We start from the raw sequence: 18,143 nt of genomic DNA, 5'->3' as shown, positions 1-18,143 counted from the left end.
GGACCGGAGCAGGACCGGGCGCCGGCGTGTCACCCGCGGTGAACGAGAGGAGTGCGCATGTTTGGAGACCGGCGAGGACGGGAGCTCAGGCGGGTCGCCGGGGCGCTGGTGGCGTCCGGGGCCGTTGCCGGACTGGTCGCCGGTTGCGGCGCGGGAGGCCCCGGCGAGGGCGCGGGGGGCGCGTCCGCCTTCCGGGCCGGCGCGGTGGCCCTGACGTGCCCGAGCATCGCGCGGCTCCTGCCGGACGTCCCGTCCGACGTGGTGAACGGCGTCGCCCGCAACCTCGGCCTGATCGAGATCCAGCTCGCGGGCGCGAACCGGCGCCTGGCCGCGCGCGGTGAGGACGCCGACCCGGCGGCGGCCAGGACCGCCGTGCTCGGCACGCTGGAGAACCAGCGCGCCGTCGCCGTCCAGGAGATCGTCAAGATCCTCGGCGCCGCCGGGGAGAAGCCCGAGGGGCTGGACGCGGCCGTCGCGTGTGAGATCCCCGGAGCGGTGGCGCCCCCGGCGGGGTCCCTGACCACCGACCCCGCCGCCCCGGCGCCGCCCGCCGCCGGAGGGCTGCCCGACGACGCCGCGGCCGCGGCCTCCGCCCTCCCCTTCGACACGGCACCCCCGGCCGACGCCCCGCCCCCGGCGGACACGCCCGCTCAGGCCGACACGGCGGCCCCGGCCGACACGGCGGCCCCGGCCGACACGGCCGTCCCGGACGACGCGCCGTTCCCCGTCGACACCGTCCCCCCGGGCGAGGACGGCCCCGCCACGGCGGACGAGGGCGCGGGCTCGGCCCCCGCCAAGACCGCCGAGCCGAGCACGTCCGCCAAGCCCGACACCAAGCCCGACGCGGACACCAAGCCCGACGCGGACGCGAAGTCCGACGCGCCCATGGAGATCGTCGACACCGGCACCGCAGCCCCGGCGCCCGCCCCCGACGCGGCGCCCGAGGCCTCCGAGGCCGCCCCGGAGGAGACGTCCGCCTCGGACGACCCGCCGGCCGCCGAGGGCCCCGGCGCACCGGACACGGGAAAGGCCGGAAACGTCGTCGCCGGGTCGGCGATCGTCTGCCCGCCCGTGGCCGAAGGGGTCGGCGAGGTTCCGTCCGTGGTGCGCTCGGACGTCGCCCGCGACATCGGCCTCATGGAACTGGAGGCCGCCTCGGCCGACCGGCGGATCGCCGCCGCGGCGAAGGAGGAAAGCCCGGAGACGGCCCAGGAGTCCCTCCTGGACGAACTGCGCGAGAAGCGCGCGAAGCTGGCCGAGCGCATCGCGACCCGCCTGTACCGCGCGACCGCCAGCCCGGTAGACCTGGAGGCCTTCATCCCCTGCACCCTCGCGAACGCCGAGGGAACCCCCCTCACCCCCACCGACGCCCCCGCCTCAGACACCCCCGCCAGTGACGCCCCCGCCAGTGACGCTCCGGCCACGACCGCTCCCGCGGAATCCGATGGGGGGGAATCATCGTACGGAAGCTATTAAAGGTGTTGTTGGGAGCCGATGGAATGACAGTACGGAAGAGACATGAGCGAGTGATGGGCGGATCGGCTGTTATTCCGCCGTCACCGGTGCCGGGGCCCATAACATTCGTGCCGGGAGGCATCCAGGCGTAATCGGCGTAATCGGCGCTGAGGCCTCCGACCGCTGCCTTGTCGGTCGGAGGGGCTCGGGTTACTGTGCAGTCCCACGGTGAACCCGAATCTAGTTCAGGAGCGGCGCCGGTGAATTCGCCTGAGAAAGGGGAGGATCCGGAAGCTCATGGGGTGGGCGTAGACAACGAGATCAGCGGGACCGTCTACGGCCCGGCCGTCCAGGCGCGGTCGATCCACGGCGACGTACAGATCAATGTCGGAACGCACGTGCCCGCCCCCGTTCCCGCGCAATTGGGCCCCGTTCCGGCGGTGTTCATCAACCGCGAAGAGGAGCTCGCGCGCCTCGACCGCTACTTCCGGGCGAAAGGCGACCCGCCCGACTCTCCGTTCTTGGTGGTCATCACGGGCGTCGGCGGCGTGGGCAAGAGTTCCCTGGCCCTGAAATGGCTGCACCGGCTCCGGCCGCATTTCGCCGACGGCCAGCTCTACGCCGACCTGCGCGCGTCCGCGGCGGGCGTCCCGCCCGCCGCGGGCGAGGTGGTCGGGCGGTTCCTGCGGGCGCTCGGCGTCCCTCCGGAACGCGTCCCTGTGGCCCTGGACGAGCAGGTGACGATGTTCCGGTCGGTCACCGCCGGGCGCCGGTTGCTGCTCATGCTCGACAACGCGGCCTCGGCCGCCCAGGTGCGCGCGGTGCTGCCGCCGTCAGCGGACAGCCTGGTCCTCGCGACCTCGCGGCGCAGGCTCGCCGGGCTCGTCGTCGAGGGCGCCCGGTACGTCGCCCTGGAGCCGCTCACGCCCGCGGCCGCGGTCGGCGTGCTCGACCGCGTGCTCGGCCCCGAGCGCACCCGGGCGGAGCCGGAGGCCGCCCTCGAACTGGTGAGGCTGTGCGGCCGGCTGCCGATCGCCGTCTGCGCCTCGGCCGCGCGGCTGGCGCTGCGGCCCCGGTGGTCCCTCGACCGCCTGGTCCGGGAGCTGGCCGACGCCTCGCGCCGGTTGGCCACGCTGAGCGCCGACGACGACGTCTCCCCCCAGGCCGCGTTCGACGTCTCCTACATGGTTCTCGCCGAGGACGAGGCCCGCCTCTACCGGCGGCTCGGGCTGCACCCGGGCGCGACCTTCGGCCCCGGAGCCGCCGCCGCGGCCGGCGGAGTCGGCGAGGGCGAGGCGTCCCGCATCCTGGAGGAGCTGGTCGCCGCCAACCTGCTGGAGGCCGGGGACGACGACCTCTTCCGTTTCCACGATCTGCTGCACCTGCACGCCCGCGGCAAGGCCCTCGCTCTCGACCCGCCCGAGGAGCGCGGGGAGACCTGCGCGCGGATCGCGGGGTGGTACCTCCGCGCCGCCGTCGCGGCCGATCTGGTGGTGGTTCCCGGCCGGTGGCACCTCGGCCCCGCCTACGAGGCGGCGGACGGCGCGGCCCCCGCGTTCGGCGGGCCCGCCGAGGCCCTTGACCGGCTTGAGGACCTGCTGCCCGTCCTGCGTGCGATCGTGGCACAGACGCACGAGTACGGCCTGCACGAGCTGACCTGGCAGACGTGTGAGGCGCTCTGGGGCCTGTTCCTGAACCGCAAGCACTACGGCGCGTGGGTGGAGACCCACCGCACCGGCCTCGCCTCCGCGCGTGCCTGCGGGGATCTTCGGGCCGAGTCGCGCATGCTGCTGGCACTGGCCACCGCCCACCTGAACCTGCGCGACTTCGAGGTGGCGGCCGACCTGTGTCAGCGCGCCGCCGACATCGAGCGGTCGGGCGGGCACGCTCTCGACGAGGCTGCCGCGCTGAGCACCATGGGCGTCGCCTATCTCGGCATGCGGCGTCCAGAGCGGGCGGCCGAGCGGTTCCGGCGGGCCCGGGAGATCCATGAGCGCTTGGGGCGGCGTCGCGGCGTCGCCCTGATGACCCGCAGGCTGGGCGAGGCCCATCGCGACATGGGCCTGCACGACGCGGCGGTCGCGTACCTGAGCGAGGCGCGCGAGCTGTTCGCGGCCCTGCCCGACGGGTACAACGAGGCGCGCACACTCACCGGCCTGGGCCAGACGCACCTGCTCGCCGGCCGCCCCGAGGAGGCACGGACCGCTCTGCTCACGGCACTCATCCTGGTCGACGCGCTGGGGGCCGAGTACGAGCGTGCCAACGTCCGCGTGTCCTTGGCGGAGGCGCTGGCGGCCACGGGTGACCACGCCGGCGCCAGGGGCCACCTCGTCACGGCGGTGGAGATCTTCGACCGGTTGGCGGCGCCTGAGGCGGAATCGGCTCGCCACAGGTTGGCCGCTCTACCCGGCGATACGCCGCCCGCACCCTGACGGGCACGCCCTCCGGGGCGCCGTCCCACAGCGTCCACGCGTGCGCGAGGATCGTGACCGCCGGGTCCTCCGGCGAACCGCCTTGCGCCCTCCGGGCGTGGGCCGGTGTGGTGACCGCCAAGCCTTCCGGGGAGCAGCCCCACACAGTCCAGGCGTGGGCCAGGGACGCGACCGACTCGGGTGTCGTTCCGGCGAAGGCCGCGACCGCGCCCGCGCGCGTCCCGACCACGAAGGTGCCGTCGTCCCGGACGCTCGCCGCGACGAGCGCGCCCGGGTGGCGGGCCAGGAGCGCCGCGATCACCGACGCGCCCGGCTCCCGGGGCGAGGGGTGGCGGCAGACGACCACGTCGGCGATGGAGGACCACGCCGGTTCGTCGCACTCGGCGCGCACGTGCTCGTCCACGAGCACCCACTCGCGGCGCCCGTCGCCCGTCGCGCGGGGGACGAGCACGCGGACGACGTTCACGTGACCGGCCGGCTGAACCGGAGCGGCTCGGGCGCGGGAACCGGCTCGGTGAGCGGTGAGCCCGGTGGTTCGGCCAGCCTCAGCAGGCGGTACATGGTCTGCCGGATGACACGGGCGGCGCCGCCGGGCAGGGATGTCAGGCGCTCGCGCATCACCGCCGCCGCCCCGGATGGCCACCCTCGCCGGGCGGCCTCGAGCTGGCGCGCGAGCGGCGCCCCCGTCAACCGGGGTGCGATCTCGCCGAGCGCGGCGAACTGCGAGCCGGGGATCACGTCGCCGGGGTCGTAGGGCGCCAGCAGGACGGGGAGCCCAAGCGCGGCGCCGTAGCAGGCGGGCGAGCCGCGGTCGGCCAGCAGGACGTCCGCCGCCACCAGCGCGGCCCGCCAGCCCTCCTCGGGCGGCAGGAGGACGGCGCCGGTCCGCGCCAGGGGCTCGAACCAGGCGACTATCTGCCTGTGTCCGTGAAGGGCCCACACGGCAGGGTGCAGGATGACGACGGTCAGGTGGTGCGCGGGATCCAGCTCCGCGGCCAGGCGGCTCAGCAGGCAGGGTGGCCCGAGCAGCGAGCCGGGGGCGTAGTGCGAGGAGACCACGACCACCGTGTGGCCCGGCCCGGCGCCCAGCGCGGCGCGGTACGCCGCGCGCAGGTGGCGGCCGGCGAGCATCCGGTCGAAACACGGGTCTCCGGCGACGACGGCCGACGGCACGGCTTCGGGGCACTGGCCGGCCAGCAGGCGGCGATGGTCCTCGTGGCCCAGCATGATCGCGGCGGGGATCACCCGCCCGTGCGTGGTCAGGCACTGCGGGGCGAGCCCGGTAACGGCCCGGGCGGCGGGTGGCCCGTCCCCGTCGCGGCGCCGCACGTAGGCGTTCGGGCCGGCGCCGTGGGAGAGGGTCATCACGGGGGCGTGCACCCGGTCCAGGAGGCCTTGCCCGGCCGCCACGGCCAGGTCGAACCGGGTGTGCGTGGCTTGGGGCCAGGGCATCACCAGCGCCCGCGCGTCCCGCAGGAAGTCGTGGGCGCCGCCGACGTAGAGCGACGAAGGCGGGACCGTGTAGACGACCTGCACGCGCCGGTCGCGCTCGACCAGCGGGACGACGTCGCCCAGCCGCCCGGCGGCGGCGCCGTGGTGCACCACGGCGAGCACCGTCCGCTCCACCCCGTGCGTCTCGGCCACCGTGACCCCCGGCGAGAACGGCCCCCTGACGGGCTGTTCTGTGTAGTTCATGCCTCGACTCCTCGCTCGCGGCGCGGTCCCTGCCGGACCGCCAGGCGGCGAGCGTGCCCCCGCGCACTGGGCGTCGAGGTTGCAGACGGCTTGACGTCCCGCCTGCACGCGCCGCGGGTGGCGGCCGTCGTCGGACGGCCACCACCCGCGCCGTCTATGTCTCCAGGTCAGCGCTGGAGGCCGCGCTCTGGTTGTCGAAGTTGATCATGAAGATCCTTTTATCACCCTGAACGTCGTCGGAGACGACGTGGGCGGCGGGGAACCGCCGCTCGGCGTAGGCGGAGTCGGCGAACGTGGTCGGTAGTGACATGGCGGCACCAACCAACGCTGCGGATAGCACGATCATTGGGGATGAGTCTCCCTCGGATTACTGACTGATATTTCCCCCGAATGCCCGGGTATCGGAGGGCCGAGTGGATCATAGCCCCCTTTTTGGTGATGCTTCTAGTGGGCACTTTTGCTGTCCCAAAAACACCTTATGCCCCCTAAGTGGACAATACCGTCATTAACTACCAAAGCACCCAAGAGTCATGTGTGACTGTAAAGAAAGGTAAAAATCGCTTGGAACGTGCCATCGTGGAGAGGTGGCTGATTCGTATGGAATCACGCCAGAACGGGCGGACTTCGGGCTGTTAAGTCCCGAGGTAGGGGTCACCTTGCGCGTCGGAGAACGGGTAATTTCGCTCGGTCCCCCCAAGGAACAGCTCATTCTGGCAATCCTGCTGCTCTCGGCCGGCCGGCCCCTCGCGGTGGACGTCATCGTCACCCGGGTGTGGGGGGAGAGGCCGCCGCCAAAGGTGCGCGAAGCGCTGACGATTCACATCTCCCGGCTGCGCCGACGTCTTCGCGAAGTCGTCGGGGAGGCCGCCCGCATCGAGGGCAGGGGGGTCACCTACGGGGTGATGCTGGACGGCTGCGGCCTCGACCTCGACCGCTACCGTTTCCTGCGCCGCCAGGCCGCCGCCGTGGCGAAGAGCGGCGACCCCGGGCATGCCCTGCGCCTGCTCAAACAGGCCGAAGGGCTGTGGCCGGGGGAGGCGCTGGCGGGGCTTCCGGGGGAGTGGGCACGGCGCATGGGACAGGCCCTGGCCCAGGAGCGCGCGGACGGCCGCCGGGAGCGCATCGACCTGGAACTGCGCCTCGGCCGGCACGTCGAGGTGCTGAACGAGCTGTACGAGCTGGAGGTGCTGCACCCCTCGGACGAGTCGGTCGCCGCCCAGCTCATGACCGCGCTGTACCGCGGCGACCGGCAGGGCGAGGCCCTTGAGGTCTACGGCCGGGTGAGCGCCCACCTGCGCGAGACGCTGGGCACCGAGCCCGGCAACGGCCTGCGCGCGCTGCACCGCCAGATCCTCCGGCAGGATCCCGACCTGGCGGTGACCCCGATCTACCGCCGGGGGGAGCGGGAACCGCAACCGGACACCGTGCCGAGTGACATCCCGCACTTCACCGGCCGACGCGAGCAGATCGACGCCGTCCGGGCCATGCGGGCGGGGAAGGACGGTCCACTCGTCGTCGCCGTCCAGGGGATGGCCGGTGTCGGCAAGTCGGCGCTCGCCATCCACATCGCCCACCGGCTCAGGTCCCGCTACCCCGACGCCCGCCTCTACCTGGACCTGCGAGCGCACGACCACCTGCGCCCTCCCCTGGACGCGTCGACCGCGCTGCTCATGCTCCTGCGCATGCTCGGCGTGCCGCCCGCCTCGATTCCCGGCTCGCTCCCGGAGCGGGCGGCGATGTGGCAGGCCGAACTGGCCTACCGGCGCGCGATCGTGATCCTCGAAGACGCCGCGGGGGTGGAACAGGTCAGGCCGCTGCTCGGCGGGGCGTCTCCCGCGCTCGTGCTGGTCACCAGCCGTGCCCGCTTCGACGATGTCCCGGGCGTCAGGTGCATCTCGCTCGGCGAGATGCCCACCGGAGAGGCCACCGAACTGGCCACCCGGCTGGCCGGCGACCGGGCCGATCCGGCGGGCATCGACACGGTGGTACGGCTCTGTGGCGGCCTCCCGCTCATGATCACACTCATGGCCGGTCGCACAGGCATCGAGTGGCTGGGAGCGGGACAGGCGCACGGGATCTCGGGCGTCCGGGACGCCGTCGGGGACGACTACCGCAAGATCGAGGCGGCCTTCGAGCTCTCGTACCGGGATCTGGGGGAGTGGCAGCAACTCGTCTTCCGCCGGCTCGGGCTGTACCCCTGCGGGCGCGTCACGGCCGCGGTCGCCGCCGCGTTGTGCGATGTCACGCCCGGTCGCGCCCAAGCGGCCATCGACGTGCTCGTGCGGCACTGCCTGCTGCAGGAGACCGGAGCGGGCGGATACCGGTTCCACGACCTGGTGCGGGGCTACGCACACGACCGCGCGCGGCGGGAGGACCCCGCGTCCGAGAACGACCGCGCCGTCACCCGGCTCCTCGACCACTACCTGGCCAGGGTCGAGAGCGCCGCCGACGCCCTGCGCAGGGCCCAGGAGAAGGCCGGCCCGGAGGGCGGCACCGAAGGCCGGTCCGCCAGCGTCCCGGAGGCGCGCGCGTGGCTGGGCGAGGAGTGGGGGACCGTTCTGCAGCTCGTCCAGTACGCGGTCGAGCACGGGTGGAAGGAGCACGGCGTCCGGCTCATGCGCGAGATGGCCGAGTACCTCGACACCGAGGGGTACTGGGAGGACGCCGCCGCTGGCCACGCCCTGGCCCTGCACGCCTGCCGGGAGCTGGGCGACGGCCGGGGGATAGCCCGGGCGTCGCTCGACCTGGGGTTCATGCGGTTCAGGACCGGCCGGCACAAGGACGCCCTGCGACACACCCATGAAGCTCTCATGCTGTACCGGACGGTCGCCGACCGGGGCGCGGAGGCGACGTGCTGGGACCAGATCGGTGTCATCTGCTGGGCGTCCGCGCACTACCGGGAGGCCCTGGCACACTACGAGGAGGCTGGAGCGATCTTCAGCTCCCTGGGGGACGCCAAGGGCGAGGCGGACGCCCTGGGACACACCGGAATCGTGTACTGGCACCTCGGCCGCTACCAGGAGTCGCTCGACCTGCTCTCCCGTGCCCTGGCGCTCTACCAGAAGGCCGGCGACCGGCGTGGGGAGGCCAAGGCCCTCAACAACATGGGCGACGTCCACAAGCGCCGCGGCTACCACCGGGACGCGATCCGGCTCTACCAGGACTCGCTGGAGATCTTCAAGGAGATCGCCGGGCGGCAGAACCACGCGATCCTGAACAGCAACCTCGGCGACATCCACCAGTACGAGAGCCGGTACGACGCCGCGCTGGAGTGCTACCGGACGGCCATGGCGACGTTCCAGGAGACCGGCGACCGCAGGAACCAGGCCGACATCCTCACCAGCATCGGCACCACCTACCTGCTCATGCGCCGGGCCGACGAGGCCCTCATCCACTTCGAGAAGGCCGTGGGCATCGCCGAGCGGATCTCCGACAGCTACCAGCACGTGCGCGCTGTGGCGGGCGTCGGCGACGTGCACCGCGCCGCGGGCCGTTGCACGCTCGCCCTTGAGGCATTCCACAAGGGGATCACCATGGCGCGGGCGATCGGCGACCCGTACCAGGAGGCGCGGATCCACGCGAGCATGGCAGACACCTTCCTCTATCTGGACGCCGCCGACGCCGCCCGCATCTCGTGGCGCCAGGCTTACGCCCTGTTCGAGCAGCTCGACCTGCCCGAAGCAGAGATGGTCCGGGCACGGCTACGGGATCTGGACGGGGAAGCGCCCTGACGCCGATGACCGTCCTGGAGGCCGCCGACGCTCAGTCGATGATCGCGGTGGCCTCTACCTCGACCAGGAGATCGGGTTCGCCCAGTGCGGAGACGCCGAGGAGTGTGATCGGCTTGACCGGGTCGACGCCCAGCTTCTCGGCGGCCCGGGCGACCCCCTCGCCCAACCGGGGCATCTTGTCGGGGGTCCAGTCGACGACGTAGACGGTCAGCTTGGCCACGTCGTCGAAGGAGGCGTCGATCGCGGCCAGCGCGGTGGCGATGTTGAGGTAGGCCTGCTCCACCTGGGCGGCGAGGTCGCCCTCGCCGACCTTGCGCCCATCGGCGTCGCGGGCGACCTGGCCGGCGAGGAACACCAGCTTGGAGCCGGTGGCGACGGACATCTGCCGGTACACCTCGGGCTTGGGCAGCCCGTCCGGGTTGATCAGTGTGACGGCCATCGCTGCTCCTGTGACGTCAGAGGACTCGGGCTGGTTCCGCTTTTAACATAGCATTGCAATGCTATTTACGGGAGTCGTCGGCGTCGGAGTCGTCCAGCGGGGCGGGGGCGGGCGTGGAGTCGAAGGTCAGGGGGCCGGAGAAGTCTCTGCCCTGGACGACGGGGCCGTGGACGGAGCCGCTGACGGTGTTGCGCACGTTGCCCGGCGGCTCGGAGGGACGGCCATCGGGTGCCGCGCCGGCCGCAGGAGGTGTGCCCGGGCGTGCCGTGCCCGACGGAGGCGCGCCCGGGGGTGCCGCGTCCGCCGGAGGAGTGCTCGGGAGCGTGGCGCCCGACGGAGAGAGGCCGGGGGGCGTGGTGCCGCCCGGAGCGGCGCCGGGGGGCGGCGCGTGCGCCGGAGGGCGCGTGGTTCGGTGGGCGAGTACGAGGCCGTAGGCGGAGAGGGCCAGGCCGGCGACTCCGGCGAAGGCGCTCAGCACGCTGGCGAGCTTGTCGGCGCGGTCGAGCCCGATGATCGCGAAGTAGGTTCCCGCCCCCACCAGGGCCAGCCCGGCGAGGGGGAGCGCGACCCGGCGCAGCACCCGTCGTGACAGCCTCATCAGCCGATTCTGCCGCCGTTTCCGCCCTGGGAACAGGGACGGACACGTGACGGACCGCGCCGCCGCCCCGCCTTCGTCCTCGCCGTCCCGGTCTGGCTCGCACGGGTGGCGGAGGCGTCGCCCTGGTGCCGGTCCGCGCGTGGCCCAGGCGTCGCGCCGGTGTGGTCCGGGCGTCGTCCTTGTCTGCCTCCGCGTGATCCGAGCGTCGCGGTGGATGTGGCGCTCGGGCGTCGTCCTTGTGTGGGCCCGAGCGTCGTGGTGGTGTGGTTCGGGCGTCGGATCGGTGTGGTCGGGGCGGGCGTGGGACCTATTGGGAATTCTGTCCAAAAGGGTGGTGGTGGCTTACGATTACGTAGTCATCGGGGCAGGGCGACGTGGGGCGGCGAGGGGTGTGCCTGCTGAGGCACGCGCGGGCAACCTGCCTGCGGAGGTGACGAGGTTCTTCGGGCGTGAGCGCGAGGTCGCGGAGGTCGTCCGCGCCTTGGCGGAGTCGCGCATCGTCACGCTGACCGGCGTCGGCGGGGTGGGCAAGACCCGCCTGGCCGTGCGGGTCGCGCGCGATCTTCAGCCGAGCTACCCCGACGGCGTGTGGTTCGTCGAGCTGTGGCCGGTGCGGGCGCCGGAGATGCTGGGAGACGCCCTGTGCGCCGCGATGGGGGTGGTCCGGCAGCCCGGGCGCGCCTCGATCGCGGTGGCCGCCGAGCGCCTCGCCCGGCGGCGCTCGCTGGTCGTGCTGGACACGTTCGAGCACCTGGTCGACGGGTGCGCAGAGACGGTCGACACGCTGCTGCGCGCCGTGCCCGGGCTGTGGGTCCTGGTGACGAGCAGGCGCGCGCTCGGCCTGCGCGGAGAGACGCGCGTGCTGGTGGAGCCGCTGCCCGTCGAGGGGCGCCACCGGGGCGCGGAGCCGGTCGCCGTGGCCGACTGCTTCGCCGAGGGCCAGGAGGCCGACGGCCGCGCGGGCGCCCGAGTCGGCCCGGCGGGCGCCGACGAGGGCAGGGAGGGGGCGGTCGCGCTGTTCGCCGACCGCGCGGCCTCGCTGCTTCCCGGCTTCGTCCCCACCCCCGAGGTCGCGACGCTGTGCCGGCGGCTGGACGGCATCCCGCTGGCCATCGAGCTGGCCGCGTCCCGGCTGCGCACGCTGACGGTCGAGGAGTTGGTGGGCCGGGTCGACGACCGCTTCGGCCTGCTGTCGGCCGGCACCCCCACCGAAGCGCCCCGCCACCGCACCTTGCGGACGGCGATCGGGTGGAGCCACGAGCTGTGCGAGCCGCTGGAGCGCCTGCTCTGGGCGCGCCTGTCGGTCTTCGCCGGCGACTTCGACCTGGACGCCGCCCACGCCGTGTGCGCGGACGTGGGCACCGGCGCCGACCTGCGCCGCGAGGACGTCGAAGGGCTGCTGCGCGGCCTGGCCGACAAGTCGATCGTGCGCCGGTTCGACGCCGACGGCACGGTGCGGTTCGAGATCCTGGACACCGTGCGCGAGTACGGCGCGGCCTGGCTGCGCGAGCTCGCCCAGCACGTGCCGACCCGCCGCCGCCACCGCGACCACTACCTCGACCTGGCCCGCCGCTTCGACGCGGGATGGTTCGGCCCCGACCAGGTGGCGTGGCACGCCCGCATACGCCTGGAGCTGCCCAACCTGCGCGCGGCGCTCGGCTTCAGCCTCTCGAACGCGGCCGAGCGCGTCGCGGGCGTCGAGCTCGCCGGCCGGCTCGCGTACTTCTGGATGGCCTGCGGCTACGCCGCCGAGGGCCGCCGCCACCTGCGGCGGGCGCTGTCCATGACCCTCGTCACGGCCCCGGGCCGCGCGCGCGCCCTGTGGGTGTCCTCATGGCTCGCCGACTTCCAGGGCGACCTGCGCGAGGCCAACGACCTGGCCACCGAGTGCCTGGCGGAGTCGTTCTCGCAGCGCGACCGGGCGGCGGCCGGCTGGGCGGCGACCTGCTGTGCCACCAACGGCCTGCACCACGGCTACGTCTCGGAGTCGCTGGCGCTGTACGAGCGCGCCGAGCGCGTCCACGCGGACGGCGGCGACCCCGGCGCCGGTCTGGCGTCCGCGCTGACCGGCCAGGCGTACGCGCTGGCTCGCCTCGGCCGCTGGGAGGAGGCCCTGTCGTGCCTGCGCCGCCAACGCCGCCTGTGCGACTCCTCGGGCGACATGTGGATGCTGTCGTCGGGAGACTGGGTGCGCAGCGTCATCGAGCTCGGCATGGGCGACGTCCTGGCGGGCGACCGCTTCGCCCGCGCGTCGCTGCGCGACAAGCGCCTCCTGCACGACACCCTGGGCATGGCCATGGCCGTGCTCACCCTCGCCGAGGCCGCCGCGCGGCTCGGCGACATGGTCCGGGCGGCGCGGCTGCTCGGTGTCGGGGAGCTCGTCGAGCAGAGCTTCGGCCTGCGGCTGTGGATGTCCGGCCCCGACGGGGTCCGGGTGCGAACCGAGAGGCGGGTGCGGACGGCGATCGGCGGCCCGGGCTTCGCCGCGGCGTTCGGGGAGGGCCGCCACCTGGACCTGGAGACCGCCGTCTCCTACGCCCTGACCGGAGATCCCGGCCCGTCCCGGGCCGCCCGCTGACGTCCGGGCGATAGCCGGTGGGGACTGTTGACATTAGTGCCAAAAATGACATTATTCAGCCATGCGAGAGGAAGCCGAGCGGCTACTGATGATCCAGGATGACTTCGAGCGCTTCCGGGCCGCCACCCGGCTGCTGGTCGACCTGGACGACCTCATCCTGGAGATCTCCCGCATCCGCAACGAGAGCGCCTCGCGCATGCAGATCATCTCGGTCGCGCCGCCCGCGCGCTCCGACGAGGCCCTGCCCGACGACGCGCGGGCGCTGCTCGAATGCATCCGGCGCATCGGCGTGCAGCGGTTCCGGCGGCGCGACGTGTTCCGCCGCATGGCCCGCCGCTTCAAGACCGTCGCGGCGATGGTCCCCGCGCTCGACCTGCTGGAGGCGGCGGGGTACATCCGCAAGGTGGACCCCTCGGAGGAGCCTGGCAAGCCCGGGCGCCGGCGCTCGCCCGCGTACGAGGTGCGGCTCTGAGCGAAGGCGGGGGGACGCGGTGAGGGGAAGGCGCGTGGAAGGGCGGGACGGGTGAGCGGCACGGGGCTGGTGGCCGGGCGCACGGCCGTGGTGACCGGGGCGGCGCAGGGCATCGGGCTGGCCATCGCCCGCCTCCTGCACGAGCACGGCGCCCGCGTCGTGCTGACCGACCGGGACGGGGGGCAGGCGGCCGAGGCGGCGAAAGCGCTGGGCGACGGCGTCTCGGCGCTCGCATGCGACGTCACCGACGAGGACGCGGTGGCCGCGGTCGTGGCGCACGCGGTCGACCGCTACGGCGCCCTGGACGTCTTCGTGAACAACGCGGGGATCACCCGGGACGCCACGCTCGGCAAGATGGCGCTGGCCGACTTCGAGGCGGTCGTCGACGTGCACCTCAAGGGCACGTGGCTCGGCGTGCGCGCGGCGGCGGCGGTGATGCGCCCGGCGGGCGCGGGCTCGATCGTCAACATCTCCTCGCTGTCCGGCAAGTCCGGCAACTTCGGGCAGACCAACTACAGCGCCGCCAAGGCGGGCATCGTCGGCCTCACCAAGGCGGCCGCCAAGGAGCTCGCCTCGCGCAACGTGCGCGTGAACGCGGTGCAGCCCGGCCTCATACGCACCGCCATGACGGCCGCCATGCCGCCGGACGTCTTCGCCGCCCGGGAGGCCGACATCCCGATGCGGCGCGCGGGGGAGCCGCACGAGGTGGCCGGGGCCGTGCTGTTCCTCGCCTCGGACCTGTCGAGCTACATGACCGGCGCGGTGCTGGAGGTCGGCGGCGGCCGGCTGATGTGAGGCCGGCCGGCCCGCGCCGGGACCGGCGGCGGTCAGGCACCCGTCAGTGGTTCGTCAGTGGTTCGCCAGAGGGTCGGCGTCCCTGCCGGCGACAGGGGGATCGGCGCCCGCGGCGGACACGGCCTCGGCGGGTAAGGCGTCCTCGACCGTGGGGCACATGTCGAAGGCGTGGCGCAGGCCCGTGATCGTGAGCACGCGCAGCACGGTGCCCTGGACGCCCGCCACCGCCAGGCGCACCCCTTCGGCCTCGCTCCGCCGCAGCGTGCTGATCAGCTCGCTGAGCCCGACGGAGTCGCAGAAGCTGACCTCGGTGAGATCGAGCACGAGCGACGCGACGCCGGGAGAGGCCCACACTTCGGCCAGTCGTCCGCGCAGGATCGGCGCGGAGGTGTAGTCGAGCTCTCCCCGGGCCTGGACGACGACGACGCTATCTCGCCGGTCTGCGGCCACGGTGAACTCCAACTGGGGATCGGCCCCATACTGCATGATCGGCTCCTTCGGACCTGCGAGTTTCAGGGCAGGCGTGCCTCCTTCCTACCAGTTCCGCGGACCCGTTGAAGCTCCGCCCTCCACATGGGGTCTGGCCGCCGGGGGGAAGCGGCCTTCGATGCGGGGGTCCGCGGACGCGGTCCCGGCCCTCTCGGGGGCCCTCGCCGGGCCGGCACGCCGGCCCGGACCGGGCCCCGGGCGAGGCCGGGCGGGGCGTGACCTCCGCGCGCCGTTCAGTCCTTGACGGCGCCGGCGAGGCCGCTGACGAAGTAGCGCTGCAGCGCGAGGAACAGCACGATCACCGGCACCACGATGATCAGGGAGCCGGCCATGATCTCGTTGTACTGCGGCACGTTGCCGGTGGCGAGCGACTCCAGGGCCAGCGGGAGGGTGTACCGCGACTCCTCGGTGAGCGAGACCCGCGTGAGCACGTACTCGTTCCAGGTGGGCACGGCGACGAGCACGGCCACGGTGATCATCGTCGGGCGGCTCAGCGGCAGGTAGACCCGCCAGAAGATGCGCGCCTCGCCCGCGCCGTCGACCCGGGCCGCGTCGTGCAGCTCGCGCGGCACCGACCTGAAGGCGTTGGTCAGCATGAGCACCGTCAGCGGCGCCGTCCCGTTCACGAACGGCAGCACGAGCCCGAGATGCGTACCGAGGATGCCCAGCCGGTTCTCCAGGATGACCACGGGCAGCAGCACGGTGATCCCCGGGACGAACAGCAGGCCGACGAAGAACCAGAACAGCGCCCGGCGGCCGGGGAAGTCCAGCACGGCGAAGGCGTAGGACGCCAGGCTGTAGACGGCCAGCACGCCGAGCACGGTGAACCCGGTGACCCGCAGGCTGTTCAGGAAGTAGTCGAGGAAGCGCAGCTCGCTCCACGTCTGCAGCAGCGTGTCCAGGGTGGGCCGCACGGGGATGAGGTGACCGCCGGCGAGGATCTCGAAGCGGTCCTTGAAGGCGCCCGAGACCATCCACAGGAACGGGTAGAGGCTGACGGCCGCGTACAGCGCCAGGGCCGCCAGCCCCACCAGCCGCACCGCGCCGGCCCGCGCGCCCGGCGCCCGCCCGCGTGCCGCCGGGGGAGCGGCCGTCGTGGCGGCGCTCATCGGCCGCTCCTCAGCGTGCGGGCGTTGAGCAGGGTGAGCGCCAGCGCGGCGAGGAAGATCATCCAGCCGAGCGCGCTGGCCAGGCCGAGCGTCGAGGACAGGCCCTTGAAGAACGCCAGGTGGTACGCCTGCAGGCCGAGGACGTCGGTGTGGCCGGCGGGGCCGCCGTCGGTCATCACCAGGAAGATCTGGAAGCCCTGCATCGAGTCGCGCAGCCCCAGCAGCACGATCGCCGCGGTGATGGGCCGCAGCAGCGGCCAGACGATGTGCCGGACGACGCGGGCGGGGCTCGCGCCGTCCATCTGTGCCGCCTCGACGACGTTCGGGTTGATCGACTGGAGCCCGGCCAGGTAGAGCAGCATCGCCACCGGCACGGCGCTCCAGATCATGATCACGATGAGCGTGGGCAGCGCGGTGGCGGGGTCGGCGAGGAAGCCCTGCGGCCGGGCCAGGCCGCCCAGGCCCAGCGACCGCAGCAGGAAGTTGATCGGCCCCTCCGGCTCCAGCAGGTAGCGCCAGGCGTAGTAGACGGCGATGCCGGAGGTCACGTAAGGCAGGAAGAACACCGAGCGCAGCAGGCCGCGCAGCCGGGTGACCCGGTTGAGCAGGACGGCCAGCGGCAGCGCCAGGACGATGGTGCCCAGCGGGACCACCACCATGACGACGGCCGTGTTCAGCGCCGCCCGGTGCAGGCCGGGGGCCAGGCCCGGGTCGCGGTACAGCAGGTCGAGGTAGTTGTCGAGGCCGACCCACTCCCAGGTCGGGGTGAAGCCGTTCCACTCCGCGAAGCTGAGCGAGACGCCGTAGCCGATGGTGTACAGCCCCATCAGCAGGAAGAGGGCCACGGCGGGCGCGACGAACGCGTAGCCGGTCAGCCATCCGCGCCACCGCGACCGGCCGGGCGCGGCGGGCTGCGGCGCGGGCGCCAGGACGTCGCGGACCGGGGCCGCGCGCCCTACGACGTCGATTTCCACATGTCCCCGAGTACGGCGTCGAGCTGGGCCCCGGTGCGGACGGGATCGGTCTCGCGCAGCGGCGACAGCTTCAGCAGCACCGGGCCGATCTTGGCCTCGTCGTATCCCGGCGGGCGGAACGTGCCGTCAGCCGCGTCGAACGTGCTGTCCGCGGGGCCGGTGAAGTAGCGCTGCAGTGCGGCGAGGTCGGCGCCGACGAGCTTCTCGGCGTCCGCGCCGAGGTCGGTGGCGGGCAGGTCGAGCGCGGCCTTGGCGAAGATGCCCGCGCCCGCCGGCGAGGTGAGGAAGTCCACCCACTTCACGGCCGCGGCACGGTCGCCGCTGGTCGAGGTGACCGACAGGCCGGTGAGCGCGAGCGGGGCCAGGCGCAGGTCCGCCACCTTCGCGCCGTCCGGCGGCGGGATGGGGAAGCTGATCAGGTCGCCGGGCTTGACGCCGTTCTGCGCGAGGAAGGCCAGGGTGAACGTGCCGCCGACGTTGAACGCGGCCTTGCCCTGCGCGAAGGCCACGTCGGCCTCGTCGATGCCGAGCGCGGTCGTGCCCGGCATCCAGTACGGCGTCAGCTCGCCGTACAGCGCCAGCGTCTCGGCGCCGTCCGGGGAGGCGAATCCCTGTGCCGCCCCCCTGGCGAACAACCGCTGGTAGCGCTCCTTGCCGAGGTGGGCGAACGCGAGCTGGGAGTAGATCCAGTTGAACCCGACCTGGCTCACCTTCAGCCCGAGCGCCAGGCCGCCGCGCCGCGGGTCGGCGCCGGTGGTGGCCTTCAGGTAGCGGATGAACTCCTGCCAGGTCTTCGGCGGGACGGCCGGGTCGAGGCCGGCCGCCTCCAGTTTCTCGCGGTGGGCGTAGACGATGCCGAAGGTGCCGGCGGTGAAGGGGATGCTGAACAGGCTGCCCATCTCGGCGTCCTTCAGCTCCTTCACCTGCCGCTTGCGCTCCTCGGTGACCAGGCCGGCGCGCGGGGTGTCGCCGAGGAACCGGCCGAGCGCGGCGGCGGGGAAGTCGCCGGCGAGGTCCGCCAGCAGGCCGGCGCCGCCGATCCGGAAGTCCTCGCCGCCGGCGTGCACCTCCAGCACGTCGGGCAGGCTCCTGGTCTGCGCCGCGCTCTGGACCTTGGCGGTGAAGGCGTCGTCCGGCGTGACGGCCTGGACGTCGACCGCGACGCCGGTCTGCCGCTGGAACTCCCGCGCGGCCTGTTTCAGCGCGTCGAGGTGGGTGCGCTTGAAGGTCCACATCTCCAGCGCCGCGCCGCCGCCCGCCGAGGTCGCGCCGCCGCCGCCCGAGGAGCAGGCGGCGCACACCAGGGCGAGCAGGACGGCCGTGACGGCGGCGACCGCCCGGCGGTGGCTGGACAACGGTCGTGCGCCTGTCATCGA

15 protein-coding genes are annotated in these 18,143 nt (G+C 73.4%); 7 read left to right on the top strand and 8 right to left on the bottom strand.

All coding sequences use genetic code 11. The features are described 5' to 3' along the window. Nucleotides 1-57: 57 nt before the first annotated feature. From PYR91_RS05760 to PYR91_RS05750, 3 genes are all read left to right on the top strand, one after another. Nucleotides 58-1,476 (top strand): hypothetical protein, encoded by a 1,419-nt coding sequence (locus PYR91_RS05760; protein ID WP_279777970.1) that lies wholly within the window; start codon nucleotides 58-60, stop codon nucleotides 1,474-1,476. Nucleotides 1,477-1,757: 281 nt separating this feature from the next. Then, nucleotides 1,758-3,887 (top strand): tetratricopeptide repeat protein, encoded by a 2,130-nt coding sequence (locus PYR91_RS05755; protein WP_279777969.1) that lies wholly within the window; start codon nucleotides 1,758-1,760, stop codon nucleotides 3,885-3,887. A 110-nt stretch (nucleotides 3,888-3,997) separates the two neighbouring features. Next, nucleotides 3,998-4,357 carry a hypothetical protein gene (locus PYR91_RS05750; RefSeq protein ID WP_279777968.1) on the top strand — a complete coding sequence of 120 codons (360 nt, stop codon included), beginning with the start codon at nucleotides 3,998-4,000 and terminating at the stop codon, nucleotides 4,355-4,357. On the opposite strand, the gene PYR91_RS05745 is transcribed toward PYR91_RS05750, so the two are convergent. Further along, complete coding sequence (locus tag PYR91_RS05745; protein ID WP_279777967.1) at nucleotides 4,350-5,582, bottom strand: hypothetical protein; 1,233 nt, start codon at nucleotides 5,580-5,582, stop codon at nucleotides 4,350-4,352. The two genes, PYR91_RS05750 and PYR91_RS05745, sit on opposite strands and share 8 nt — an antisense overlap. Nucleotides 5,583-5,736: 154 nt before the next feature. Beyond that, complete coding sequence (locus PYR91_RS05740) at nucleotides 5,737-5,892, bottom strand: hypothetical protein (RefSeq protein WP_279777965.1); 156 nt, start codon at nucleotides 5,890-5,892, stop codon at nucleotides 5,737-5,739. 274 nt (nucleotides 5,893-6,166) lie between these two features. On the opposite strand from PYR91_RS05740, the gene PYR91_RS05735 reads away from it, so the two are divergent. Beyond that, entirely contained in the window at nucleotides 6,167-9,313 is a 3,147-nt protein-coding gene (locus PYR91_RS05735) for a tetratricopeptide repeat protein (RefSeq protein ID WP_279777963.1), read from the top strand. Nucleotides 9,314-9,344: 31 nt separating this feature from the next. On the opposite strand, the gene PYR91_RS05730 is transcribed toward PYR91_RS05735, so the two are convergent. Together PYR91_RS05730 and PYR91_RS05725 are read right to left on the bottom strand one after the other, a co-directional pair. Continuing rightward, nucleotides 9,345-9,752, bottom strand: a complete 408-nt coding sequence (locus PYR91_RS05730) for a RidA family protein (RefSeq protein WP_279777961.1) — start codon at nucleotides 9,750-9,752, stop codon at nucleotides 9,345-9,347. Nucleotides 9,753-9,813: 61 nt separating this feature from the next. Then, on the bottom strand, nucleotides 9,814-10,350 hold the full coding sequence (locus tag PYR91_RS05725) for a hypothetical protein (protein ID WP_279777959.1): 537 nt from the start codon (nucleotides 10,348-10,350) through the stop codon (nucleotides 9,814-9,816). 391 nt (nucleotides 10,351-10,741) lie between these two features. Between PYR91_RS05725 and PYR91_RS05720 the strand changes: the two genes are divergently transcribed. From PYR91_RS05720 to fabG, 3 genes are all read left to right on the top strand, one after another. Beyond that, nucleotides 10,742-12,928, top strand: a complete 2,187-nt coding sequence (locus tag PYR91_RS05720; protein ID WP_279777958.1) for an AAA family ATPase — start codon at nucleotides 10,742-10,744, stop codon at nucleotides 12,926-12,928. 61 nt (nucleotides 12,929-12,989) lie between these two features. Continuing rightward, the gene (locus PYR91_RS05715) at nucleotides 12,990-13,400 is read left to right on the top strand and encodes a hypothetical protein (RefSeq protein WP_279777957.1); all 411 of its coding nucleotides are present in this window, start codon (nucleotides 12,990-12,992) and stop codon (nucleotides 13,398-13,400) included. Between the two features lie 51 nt (nucleotides 13,401-13,451). Beyond that, nucleotides 13,452-14,195 carry a 3-oxoacyl-ACP reductase FabG gene (gene fabG / locus PYR91_RS05710; RefSeq protein ID WP_279777956.1) on the top strand — a complete coding sequence of 248 codons (744 nt, stop codon included), beginning with the start codon at nucleotides 13,452-13,454 and terminating at the stop codon, nucleotides 14,193-14,195. 54 nt (nucleotides 14,196-14,249) lie between these two features. On the opposite strand, the gene PYR91_RS05705 is transcribed toward fabG, so the two are convergent. The 4 genes from PYR91_RS05705 to PYR91_RS05690 all read right to left on the bottom strand — a co-directional run bounded on the left by PYR91_RS05705 (nucleotide 14,250) and on the right by PYR91_RS05690 (nucleotide 18,140). Next, the gene (locus PYR91_RS05705; protein WP_279777955.1) at nucleotides 14,250-14,681 is read right to left on the bottom strand and encodes an STAS domain-containing protein; all 432 of its coding nucleotides are present in this window, start codon (nucleotides 14,679-14,681) and stop codon (nucleotides 14,250-14,252) included. Nucleotides 14,682-14,917: 236 nt separating this feature from the next. Beyond that, nucleotides 14,918-15,793 (bottom strand): carbohydrate ABC transporter permease, encoded by an 876-nt coding sequence (locus tag PYR91_RS05700; RefSeq protein ID WP_279777954.1) that lies wholly within the window; start codon nucleotides 15,791-15,793, stop codon nucleotides 14,918-14,920. Beyond that, nucleotides 15,790-16,767 carry a sugar ABC transporter permease gene (locus tag PYR91_RS05695; protein ID WP_279777951.1) on the bottom strand — a complete coding sequence of 326 codons (978 nt, stop codon included), beginning with the start codon at nucleotides 16,765-16,767 and terminating at the stop codon, nucleotides 15,790-15,792. Before PYR91_RS05695 ends, PYR91_RS05700 begins: the two co-directional genes overlap by 4 nt. Next, entirely contained in the window at nucleotides 16,749-18,140 is a 1,392-nt protein-coding gene (locus PYR91_RS05690; protein WP_279777950.1) for an extracellular solute-binding protein, read from the bottom strand. Before PYR91_RS05690 ends, PYR91_RS05695 begins: the two co-directional genes overlap by 19 nt. Nucleotides 18,141-18,143 lie beyond the last annotated feature (3 nt).

The sequence above is a fragment of the Sphaerisporangium sp. TRM90804 genome (assembly GCF_029846175.1).
Lineage (GTDB): Bacteria > Actinomycetota > Actinomycetes > Streptosporangiales > Streptosporangiaceae > Sphaerisporangium.
Note: the sequence above shows the minus strand (reverse complement) of the source record. Positions and strands in the feature narration are given on the sequence as shown.

Excerpts from the sequence above, each read along its gene's own strand:
- PYR91_RS05760 (WP_279777970.1), top strand. The coding sequence starts at position 58 with ATGTTTGGAGACCGGCGAGGACGGGAGCTCAGGCGGGTCGCCGGGGCG.
- PYR91_RS05745 (WP_279777967.1), bottom strand. The coding sequence starts at position 5,582 with ATGAACTACACAGAACAGCCCGTCAGGGGGCCGTTCTCGCCGGGGGTC.
- PYR91_RS05740 (WP_279777965.1), bottom strand. The coding sequence starts at position 5,892 with ATGTCACTACCGACCACGTTCGCCGACTCCGCCTACGCCGAGCGGCGG.
- PYR91_RS05730 (WP_279777961.1), bottom strand. The coding sequence starts at position 9,752 with ATGGCCGTCACACTGATCAACCCGGACGGGCTGCCCAAGCCCGAGGTG.
- PYR91_RS05725 (WP_279777959.1), bottom strand. The coding sequence starts at position 10,350 with ATGAGGCTGTCACGACGGGTGCTGCGCCGGGTCGCGCTCCCCCTCGCC.
- PYR91_RS05715 (WP_279777957.1), top strand. The coding sequence starts at position 12,990 with ATGCGAGAGGAAGCCGAGCGGCTACTGATGATCCAGGATGACTTCGAG.
- PYR91_RS05705 (WP_279777955.1), bottom strand. The coding sequence starts at position 14,681 with ATGCAGTATGGGGCCGATCCCCAGTTGGAGTTCACCGTGGCCGCAGAC.
- PYR91_RS05700 (WP_279777954.1), bottom strand. The coding sequence starts at position 15,793 with ATGAGCGCCGCCACGACGGCCGCTCCCCCGGCGGCACGCGGGCGGGCG.
- PYR91_RS05690 (WP_279777950.1), bottom strand. The coding sequence starts at position 18,140 with ATGACAGGCGCACGACCGTTGTCCAGCCACCGCCGGGCGGTCGCCGCC.